This is a genomic window from Deltaproteobacteria bacterium, from assembly GCA_003696105.1.
In the GTDB taxonomy this organism is placed as follows: domain Bacteria; phylum Myxococcota_A; class Polyangia; order Haliangiales; family J016; genus J016.
In genome coordinates this window covers 1-10,110 of record RFGE01000147.1, presented here as the reverse complement: position 1 = coordinate 10,110, position 10,110 = coordinate 1, and the positions used below count along the sequence as shown (strand labels likewise).

General features: G+C 73.7%; 7 protein-coding genes. 3 read left to right on the top strand and 4 right to left on the bottom strand.

Annotated elements, in window-relative coordinates; translation table 11 throughout:
* Positions 1-207: 207 nt before the first annotated feature.
* From D6689_10025 to D6689_10015, 3 genes are read right to left on the bottom strand one after another with little or no spacing between them, the layout of a single operon-like run.
* Positions 208-1,473, bottom strand: a complete 1,266-nt coding sequence (locus D6689_10025; protein ID RMH41853.1) for a hypothetical protein — start codon at positions 1,471-1,473, stop codon at positions 208-210.
* 59 nt (positions 1,474-1,532) lie between these two features.
* Positions 1,533-1,811, bottom strand: coding sequence for a hypothetical protein (locus D6689_10020; protein ID RMH41852.1), 279 nt, complete (start codon positions 1,809-1,811; stop codon positions 1,533-1,535).
* Positions 1,812-1,851: 40 nt separating this feature from the next.
* The gene (locus D6689_10015) at positions 1,852-2,853 is read right to left on the bottom strand and encodes an NADP-dependent oxidoreductase (GenBank protein RMH41851.1); all 1,002 of its coding nucleotides are present in this window, start codon (positions 2,851-2,853) and stop codon (positions 1,852-1,854) included.
* A gap of 122 nt (positions 2,854-2,975) precedes the next feature.
* Here D6689_10015 and D6689_10010 point away from each other — a divergent pair, with 122 nt between their 5' ends.
* Positions 2,976-6,044 carry a hypothetical protein gene (locus tag D6689_10010; GenBank protein RMH41850.1) on the top strand — a complete coding sequence of 1,023 codons (3,069 nt, stop codon included), beginning with the start codon at positions 2,976-2,978 and terminating at the stop codon, positions 6,042-6,044.
* A complete protein-coding gene (locus tag D6689_10005) occupies positions 5,791-7,404 on the top strand; it encodes an MATE family efflux transporter (protein RMH41849.1) in 1,614 nt (537 codons plus the stop codon). The genes D6689_10010 and D6689_10005 overlap by 254 nt, the downstream gene beginning before the upstream one ends.
* Before the next feature lie 13 nt (positions 7,405-7,417).
* Here the strand turns inward: D6689_10005 and D6689_10000 are convergent, their stop codons facing one another.
* A complete protein-coding gene (locus D6689_10000; protein RMH41848.1) occupies positions 7,418-9,103 on the bottom strand; it encodes a serine/threonine protein kinase in 1,686 nt (561 codons plus the stop codon).
* 138 nt (positions 9,104-9,241) lie between these two features.
* Between D6689_10000 and D6689_09995 the strand changes: the two genes are divergently transcribed.
* Positions 9,242-10,110: hypothetical protein (locus D6689_09995; GenBank protein RMH41847.1), on the top strand; the 869-nt coding region annotated here is incomplete at its 3' end.

Genomic DNA, 10,110 nt, shown 5'->3' with positions numbered 1-10,110 from the left:
TCGCGGCAGCCGGCTCGGGCGCCGGCCGCGTCGCGGCAGCCGGCTCGGGCGGCTCGGGCGGCCCGGCCGGCTCCGCCTGCGGCGCGCGAGCGCCCCCACAGCCCGCGGCGATCAGCACCGCCGCGGGCCACCACGCGGCGAATCGAAGGCGGGTTCGTGTCATGGCGCGGGCACGGTACCACGACCGCGCGCCCGCCCCCGGGTGCGTCAGCGGCGCCCGGCTCGCCGGCGGCGGCGCCCCGCCGCGATCAGGCCGATCAGCGCCGGTCCCCACCACGCCGCGGACGCCCCGCCACCGACCGCGCAGCCGCCGGTGACGACGCCCGCGCCCCCGTCGCCGCCGGACGGGTCGTCGCCGCCGGGCGGGTCGTCGCCGCCGGGCGGGTCGTCGCCGCCGGGCGGGTCGTCGCCGCCGGGCGGGCCGCTCGTCACCGTAACCTGAATCTGCGCGGACGCCACGTTCTTGGAGTCGTACGCCCGCGTCTCGACCGCGTGTGTCCCGTCGGCCAGGTCCGCGGCGGTCGCGAACGACCACGGCGGCGCCTCCAGCGTGTCGGCGAGCGCGCCATCGACGTACAGCTCGACGCGGCGCACGCCGACGTCGTCCTGCGCGTCGACGACGACCTCGAAGCCCGGCTCCACCGTCGCACCGTCTGCCGGCTCGGCGATCGCCACCGTCGGCGCCACTCGGTCGGCCGGACCGTTGTACTCGGTGAGCAGGCGGACGGAATTCTGCGTCGCGCCGCCGCAATTGCAACTGCGCGCCGAATACTCGCCGCACGGCGCGTCGACGTCCTGGAACGACTTTTCGCCGCAGCCGTACAGATAGGTCATCGGATCCTCGCACAGGTACTCGTGGTCGAGTCCGAACGAGTGCGCGACCTCCTGCGCCGCGGTCTCGCACACGTCGCGGTACGAGTCGCCGTACACCTCGGCGAACGTGAACACGACGGACCGCTCGATCACCCCGCAGTAAAACGGAGACACGCCGCCGACCCCGCTGCCCATGCCGACGTCTTGCGGCCACCCCGCGACCACCGACTCGATGTAGTCCACGTCCGGCGACGGCTCGACGTCGGTAATCTCGACGTCGAACGGCGCCCACAGCTCGCGCATGCAGTCCATCACCTGCTGCCAGCCCTCGTCGGTGACCGCCCACGGGCGGATGGTCGCCGTGCCGTACGGGATGCTCGATCGGTTCGTCGCCGAGTCGTCCTCGCCGGGCGTGTACGTGCCGCCGTTGCGGTTCATGTAAATGATGCGCGGCCGCGCCGCCCGCGCCATGCGCGCGCGGTGCGCCTCCTCGACCGGCGGCGTGACCCACACGTACGTCCCGCGCGGGCGCTGCGCGGCCGGCGGTGCGGCCTCGACGGCGGCGGTCTCCCCGGCCACGCGGCCGGGGTCGATCGGGTCCTCGACCTCGCAGGCGACGGCCGGGACGACCAGGGCACACAGTGCGGCGATCGTGCGCATAGCTACCTCCTCGTACGCACATCGTCGCACCGCCGCAACAACCTGAAAATCAACGAAAGTTAGCGACGTGCCGCGCGGGCGCGCCGCCACCGGCGCGCGCGTTCGGCAACCGCGCGGACCGCCGCGCGCGCGCCGGCCGGCGGCCGGCCCCACCGCGGCCCGGCGAACGCGACCCCGACGAGCCACGCCGCGATCGCCGCGTACGCCCACGACGCGACCTGCGGCACGACAGTGGCCGCCAGCGCGCACGCGGCACCGCCGGCGGCGGCGTACGCGCCGGCGCGCACACCGAAGTAATACGCCGTCACGAGGCCGCACACGATCGCCGCGATCAACATGCCTCGTTCAGCATAGCACGCGTGGAATCCGTTGCATCTACTACCGAACGCGCAGCACGATCTTGCCGCGCGCGTGGCCGGACTCGCTCAGCCGGTGCGCGGCCGCCACGTCATCGAGCGGAAACTCGGCGCCGACGACCGGGCGCAGCGCGCCGGCCTCGCACAGCTCGGCGATGCGGGCGAGCCGCCGGCCGTCGGGCCGCCGGACGACCAGCGACACGCGCACGCCGCGCGCGACGCGCGCGCGCACGGCGAAGCCGACGAGCCTCGCCGCAGCGACCGCGACACCGAGCCGCGGGCCAAACCGCGCGACGTGCGCGGGAAGATCGGTCTGGATCGTGACGAGGCGGCCGCCGCGGCGCACGGCGCGCACGGTGCGGCGCGCGACGTCACCGCCGACCGCGTCGACCGCGACGTCGATCTCGCCCGCGAGGACGGCGGCGAAGTCCTCGGCGCCGTAGTCGATCGCACGGTCCGCGCCGAGCGACCGCACCCAGTCGATGTTGCGCGCCGAGCAGGTGGTCGCGACCTCCGCGCCGAGGTGTTTCGCGAGCTGGATGGCGACGCTGCCGACGCCGCCGGCGCCGGCGTGGATCAGCACGCGCTGGCCGGGCTCGACCCGGCCGTGGTCCACGAGGCATCCCCACGCCGTGAGCGACGCCAGCGGCAGCGCCGCCGCCTCGACATGGGTGAGGTTGGCCGGCTTGCGCGCGCACTCGGCGGCGCGGATCGCGACGCGCTCGGCGTAGCCGCCCTGCCGGCGGTGGTGCGGCGACGCGAACACCTCGTCGCCGGCGCGAAACTGGGTCACCCGATCGCCGGCCGCCGCGACCACGCCCGACACGTCCATGCCGAGGATCGCCGGCAACCGCAGGCGCACGACCGCGCGCTGACTGCCGCTCCGGATCTTCCAGTCGACCGGGTTGACCGCGGCGGCGTGCACGTCGACGAGCACGTCGTCCGGCCCCGGCGTCGGCTCGGGGACGTCTTCGACGCGGAGCACGTCGTCGCCGCCGTACTCGTGGATGCGGACCGCCTTCATCGCGCGCGCCCGGTGCGCGTGGCGCACTATAGCCCGCCGCCGCCGGCCGAGCGCGGTCCGTCCGCGCGGCGAGCGCCGTTCACGATAGCGCGCTGCGTCACCCTCGCGTTACCCTGCGGGCGATGACCCTCGATGCCGCACGCCTTGTGTCCCGCGCCGCAGGCGCGCTCGCCGATGCCGCCGTCGCCCGCGCCGCCGAACTCACCGACGCCGGCAAGTCGATCGACGACCACCAGGTGATCTCCGAGCGCGTCGCGTACGCGGCCACCGAAGCGCGCGTCGCCGAGCATCTCGTCGACCTCGCCGCGAGCCTGCGTCGCCCGGACGATCTCGTCGACGCCGCCGCGCGCGCGGGTGCGGCGGAGCTCGCGCTGTCGGTACGCGATCGGCTGTGGCCGGTCGCCGCCGCCCTCGGCATCGACGATGCCGGCATCGACGGCATCTACACCGCCGACGTGCGCGGCGCGATCCGCGACCTCGGCAGCGAGGAGGCCGTCCGCGCGATCGGCCGCGCGGTGGCCGAACAACGCGGTCGCAACAACCTGCCGCTCGACGACATGCTCGAGCAGGTGCGCGACAGCGTCCGCCAGTTTGCCGACAACGAGGTCGAGCCGCTCGCCGAGCGCATCCACGTCCACGACGAGCTGGTGCCCCAGGCGCTCATCGACAAGATGGCCGAACTCGGTTACTTCGGCCTGTCGATTCCCGAGGACTACGGCGGTCACGAGTTGGGGAATCTCGCGATGATCCTCACCACCGAGGAGCTGTCGCGCGCATCGCTGGCGGCCGCCGGCTCGCTGATCACGCGGCCGGAGATCCTCGCGAAGGCGCTGCTCAGCGGCGGCACCGAGGACCAGAAACGCCGGTGGCTGCCGAAGATCGCCGCCGGCGAGCTGATGGTCGGCATCGCGGTCACCGAGCCGAACGTCGGCAGTGACGTGGCGAGTCTCACCTGCCGCGCCGAACCCGCGACGGTGGACGGTCAGGAAGGTTGGCGCATCAACGGACAGAAGGCGTGGTGCACGTTCGCAGGCCGCGCCGACATCTTGGCGTTGCTGGCGCGGACGGAGCCGGACCCGGCCAAGGGCGCCAAGGGGTTGTCGCTGTTCATCGTGCCGAAGCCCGCGTTCACCGGTCACGCGTTCGAGGCGAGCCAGCCCGGCGGCGGGCGGATCGAGGGCAAGGCGGATCGCACGCCCGGCTACCGGGGCATGCACTCGTTCTCGCTGAGCTTCGAGGACTACTTCGTACCTGGCGACTGTCTCGTCGGCGGCGACGCGGGGCGGGGCCGCGGCTTCTACCTGCAGATGGCCGGCTTCGCGGCGGGGCGACTGCAGACCGGCGGCCGCGCGTGCGGCGTCGCGCAGGCGGCCGTGGAAAAGACGGCGGCCTACGTGACCGAGCGCCACCAGTTCGGCCGGCCGATCGGCGACTTCCAGCTTACCCAGTATCACCTCGGGCGGATGGCGACGCGGGTGACCGCCGCGCGCGCGATCACGTACGCCGCGGCCGAGGCGATGGACGAGGACGAGCGCGCCGCCGCACCGCTGGCGGCGCAGGCCAAGCTGTTCGCCTGCGACGTGGCCGTCGAGGTGACGCAGCTCGGCCAGTTGCTCCACGGCGGGTGGGGCTACGCCGAGGAGTACCCGATCAGCCGCTACGTCGTCGACGCCCAGGTCCTTCCGATCTTCGAGGGCGTCAAGCCGATCCTCGAGTTGAAGGTGATCGCGCGGTCGCTGTTCGCCGGCGCCGCGCGCGGCCGCTGCCCGCGCTGCCCCGCCCCCGCCGGCGCGCGCCCGCGCCCGCCGCGGGACCGCCTACAGGCGGTCCGTCAGGTCCTTGATCAAACGGACCGTCTTGCCCGCCCGGATCGTCACCTTCGCGGTCGCCTTGATGCCGTGCTGCTTGTTGACGAGGGTGATCGTGTGCCTGCCCGCCGGCAGCTTCAGATCGCGCTGCGGCGTCGTGAGCCCGGTGTCGCGACCGTCGACGAGGATCCGGCACGGCGGCTTCGATCCGACCATCAATACGCCCGTGCCGCCGCGGGACGACCGGTCGCCGCGCGAACTCGCGCGCGCCCGCGACCGCCGCGCCGACCGCTTCGCGCGCGAGCGCCGGGCCGTCCGTTCGGGAGCCGCCTCGTCGTCGCCGGCGGTAGCGTCGTCGACCGGCAACGGCAGAGGCTCGGCGACGACCCCGGCGGGCGCCGGCGGCGCGTTCGGAGCGAGCGCGACGCGGACGACCTCGCGTTGGCCGGGCGCCAGGTTCACGTCGACGCGGCGGCCTTCGTAGCCGTCGGGCGGGATCACTTCCACCACGTGCGGGCCGGCGGCCAGGCGACCGAACCGCAGCGGCGCGGGGCCGTAAGGCTTGCCGTCGAGCACGACCGTCGCGCCGGCGGGCTCCACGTACACGTCGATTCCCGAGTCGTAGGCCGGCTGCGCGGCGGCGGCCGGCTGCGCGGCAGCGGCCGGCTGCGCGGCGGCGGCCGGCTGCGCGGCGGCGGCCGGCTGCGCGGCAGCGGCCTGAGCAGCGGCCGGCTGCGCGGCAGCAGCCTGAGCGGCGGCGGCCGGCTGCGGGGCGGCGGCCTGAGCGGCGGCCGGCTGCGCGGCGGCGGCCGGCTGCGGGACACCCGCGCCATCGCCCGACTTTCCGATCGCATAGCCGACCGCAATCGCGACCGCCAGCAGGCCGACGGCGCCGAACGCGAGCGCCGGCCAGCGCCGGCGCTGCCGCTCGGGTTGCTGGACGATGACCGTCTCGAAGTCGTGGCCGATCGGATGCGGCACGGTGTCCACGCCCGGGTCGGGGATGCCCGGATCGGGCAGTGGCTGAGTCGGGTCGACCAGTGGCTGGGCTTGAACCGAATTGATGAACCGGATGACTGCAGACGATTCGGTGGTCGCCATGGCGTTACTCCCTCCCTGATGCGGCTCGATCCGTCGCACGCTCCCGACCGTCGTGGCCTTGATCGAAGCGGGGCGACCTTACCGCGAGGCGCACGAAAGATTCATCAAGTTTCCGCACACCTGCGATGTTTCCCTACATTCGTCGACCCGCTCGCCGCGCCGCGCCAACCCGCGCAAACCGCCCCGATCGCGACCGATTCGCCCGCCGGCGCCCCGGCGCTCAGCCGGACTCACAATCGATCACAGCTGCGCTATCGTACCGCGCTCTCCCGCGAGGTGTGACGTCGCCACCGGACGGACCATAGCCCGCCGCCTCATCGGCCTGTCGGCGCCGCTGATCGGGATCAACGTGTTGAACGTCCTGTCGCTGGCGGTGGACACGGCCATGTGCGGGCGACTCGAGGAGGCGCCGACCGCGCTGGCCGCCCTCGGGTTCGCGTCGCAGGTGGTGTTCTTGCTGATGGTGGTCATGATGGGGCTCACCGTCGGGACGGTGGCGTTCGTGGCCCGCGCCCACGGAGCCGGGGACCGCGACCGCGCCCTCCACGTCCTGCGCCAGTCCACCGTGCTCACCGTGTGGGTGAGCGCCGCGGTCGCGCTCGCCGGCAACGCGCTCGCCGGCCCACTGCTCCGGGCGCTCGGCGCGTCCGACGCGGCCGTCGCGGCGGGCCTGGCCTACCTGCGGCCGCTGCTGTCCGGCGCGGTGTTCTACTACCTCACGATCCTGCTCGGCGGGGCGCTGCGGGCCGTCGGCAACACCCGGCTGCCGTTTCTGGTCGCGCTGGGGTCGAACGCGGTCAACATCTTCCTCAACTACTGTCTCATCCTGGGCCACCTCGGGTTCCCGCGCCTCGGCGTCACCGGCGCCGCGATCAGCACGGTCGCGTCGTACGCGGTCAACGTCGCCGTGACCGCCACCGCGCTTCGGCGCGGCGCGGTGCCGGCGCTGCACGTTTCGCTGCGCTGGTGGTCGCGCATCGACACCGCGCTCGCGCGCGCGCTGTTCCGCGTCGGGTTCCCCGCGGCGCTCGACATGCTGATCCTCAACGTCGCGTTCCTGTCGATCGTCGGAATGCTCGGCCGCATCGACGAACTCGCGGTCGCCGCGCACGGCATCGGCCTGCGCATCCAGTCGCTCGCGTTCGTCCCCGGGCTCGCGATCTCGCAGGCGACCGGCGCGATGGTGGGCAACGCGCTCGGCGCGGGCTCGCCTGCGGAAGCGCGCCAGGTCGCCCGCGCGTCGGTCGCGCTGTGCACCGCCGTGATGTCGACCCTCGGGTTCACCATCGTCGGGGCGGCCCATCCGATCGTGCGCGTGTTCGACGTGGCCAGCGCGAGCCCGTTGGAAGCCTACGCCGTCGACTGGATGCGCCTGCTCGGCTACTGCATGCCTCTGGTCGGCGTCCACATCGCGTTCGTCGGCGTGTTGCAGGGCGCGGGCGCCACCCGCACCAGCCTCGCGATCAACTTCGCCGGGACGGCGCTGTTCCAAGTGCCGCTCGGCGCCCTGCTCGGCTTTGCCGCGGGCCTCGGCGCCTTCGGCGTATGGCTGAGTTTCCCGCTGTCGTTCGTGGTCAAGGCCGGGCTCGGCTGGCTCGCGTACGCCCGAGGCCGGTGGGCGCGCACGGGATCGACGGCGTGACCGGCTGACGCCGCTACACGATGGCGCGCCCCCACGGGTAGCGGGCGACGAGCGCGTCCGCCCGGCGCCGCAGCCTGTCGCCGAGCGCACCGCGCACCGCGGCGGCGAACGCGTCGGCGAGTTCGCCCCCGCAGTCGAACCGGTCCTCGCGGCGTTTGGCCAGTGCGATCGCGAGCACGCGGTCGACGTCCTCCGGTAGTTCGGCGGCGAGCAAGCTCGGACGAACGGGCACGCGGTACACCACTTCGTGCAGGATCATCGGCACGTCGCGGCCCGAGAACGCGGGCTGCCCGGTCAAACAGCGGTACGCGATCGCGCCGAGCGCGTACACGTCGGTGCGGTGATCGATGTCGAGGCCGCGCGCCTGCTCGGGCGACATGTACGCCGGCGTGCCGACCGCGTTGCCGCCGGTGAGCGTGCCCGCCTCGTCGGCCAGCTTCGACACGCCGAAGTCGAGGATCTTCCACACCGGGCCGCGCTCCGTGTGCGCGCAAAACACGTTTTGCGGCTTCAGGTCGCGGTGCACGACGCCGCGCGCCGCGGCCGCGTCGATCCCGCGCGCCACGTGGTCGACCATGACCACGACGTCGGCGGGCGGCAGGCGACGGCGGCGCTGCAGCACCGCGCCCAGGTGCTCGCCGGTGAGCCGCTCCATCGCGATGTACGGCGTCGGCGCGGACGGATCGCTCACCTCGAGCACCCGGACGACGTGCGGTGAGTCGATCGTGGCCACCGCCTCCGCCTCGCGCGCGAACCGGGCGACGTGCTCCGGGTCGGCGAGTACGTTGCGGTGCAGCAGCTTCACGGCCGCGTCCCGCCCGTCGCTCTCGCGCGTCGCTTCGTACACCTCGCCCATCGCGCCGCGTCCGACGACCGCGCCGAGCCGGAAGCTGCCCACACGCTGGTCGGTGAACCGGCCCGGCTCGCCGACCCACGCGGCACGCTCGAGTTCGTGTCGCGCCTCGGCGAGTAGTGCATCCCGTTGCGCGACCGCGCGCGCGACCTCTTCCACCTTCGAAAACGCCTCCGCGGTCGCGCGCCGCGACAGGCGGCCGATCAAGAACGTCGCCAGGTACACCCCCTGGACGATCAGTTGCACCAGCACCTGAGACGACAGCGGCCAGTCGCGCGGCACGACGAGGCCGCGATCGGGGATCGCACCCGCCATCACGGCGGCCGCGAGCGCGGCCTGACAGCCGGCGCACAGCCCGTAGATGACGGCGGGATACCTGCGGCTGCCGATGAGGCTGTTGACGTACAGCGCCATCACGATCATCGCGGGCGCCGGCGAGAACACGCCGCAGTAGTAGACGCCCGCGAACGCCGCGAACACACCGCTGATACCGAGCGGGTACAAGTTGCGGTCGCAGTACTGGTCGGGGTCGCGGCGGATCGCCGCGACGAACCAGGTCTCGGCGACCGCGTACACCACCAGGCCTGCCGCGAACGTCCACTTCGCCGACAGGTCGCCGCCGAGCCATGGCAACGTCGCGAGCACGCCCGCGACGATCACCATGACGACGCGATAGAACGTGACCGCGCGAGCGATCTCGTCCGCGCGCATCGCATCCGCCGCGGTGAGCACCGCCTGGCCGTGCAAGACCGCCGGTCGCCGCTGCGGCGCAGCGGACTCGGTGATGCGCGTCGGTCCCGTCCGAAACGACGGCGAAGCGGACGCGCTCTCGTGCACCGTGGCCACGCGCGGCGAGGATAGCGGAAACCCGACGCTGTGGTGCAAGGCCCCAGGGAGACCGGCGCGCACCACGCTGCGCCGCGCAGTTGCGGCGCAGCCAGGGCGGCGCGCGATTTGCTTGCATGACGGCGTGGAGTTGTGTCGATGACCGATCCCGCCACCCCGACCGGCGCCCGCCCGCCGGAGACGCTCGCCGAGCGCTTCTGGAGCCTCGCCAAGGCGGAGCCGGGCGCGGACTCCGACGACCCGGTCGCCGTCGTCCGCCACGTGCTGGCCGTGCTGGATCGACTGGACGCAGGGGAGGTCGGCGACGACGTCACGGTCAACACGCTCTCCTTCCTGCACCTGCTCCGGCAGCAAGAGATGAAGGGCGACCTGCTGTACGCGTCGCCCGAGCAGGTGCGCGGCGAACAGATGGACGAGCGCAGCCTGGTGTTCTCGGTCGGCGTGCTGCTGTTCGAGAAACTCACCGGCCGCCACCCCTTCGGCGCCGAGGGCAACCCGAACCGGGTCGCACGCATTGGCAAGGCGGAGCTGGCGTCCGGGGTCAACTTCTTCCCGAAGGTACCCGCCGCGCTTCGCACCGTGCTGGTCAAGGCGATGGGGCCGTTTCCCGAGGAGCGCTATGCGAGCCTGGCGGAGCTGCGCGCGCAGCTCGAGGCGTTCGTCCGGTCCGGCGGCGCCGGCGACCGAGCGCCCGATCCGCCGGCGCGCAAACTGCCGGCCGTCGCCGACATGGCTCCCGCGATCGACGCCGTGTGGTCCGAGTCGGTTCGCAAGCCGGAGCCGGTGTTTCGCGCGCGCGTGCGCCCGCCGCGCCGCTACGCGCCGGCGCTGTGGATGCTCGCCGGAGCGGCCGCGGCGACCGCGGTGTTCGCGATCGCCGGCGGGCGCGCCGAGCGGCCGGCGACGCGCGCGCCCGCGCCGACGGCCGGGCAGGCCGACTCGCCGACCGCGCCGATCTCCGCGCCGGCCGCCGCCCCGCCGATCTCCGCCCCGACCGCGGCGAGTGC

Coding starts and splice junctions, on each gene's coding strand:
- D6689_10010 (RMH41850.1), top strand. CDS start 2,976: ATGACCCTCGATGCCGCACGCCTTGTGTCCCGCGCCGCAGGCGCGCTC.
- D6689_10025 (RMH41853.1), bottom strand. CDS start 1,473: ATGCGCACGATCGCCGCACTGTGTGCCCTGGTCGTCCCGGCCGTCGCC.
- D6689_10020 (RMH41852.1), bottom strand. CDS start 1,811: ATGTTGATCGCGGCGATCGTGTGCGGCCTCGTGACGGCGTATTACTTC.
- D6689_10015 (RMH41851.1), bottom strand. CDS start 2,853: ATGAAGGCGGTCCGCATCCACGAGTACGGCGGCGACGACGTGCTCCGC.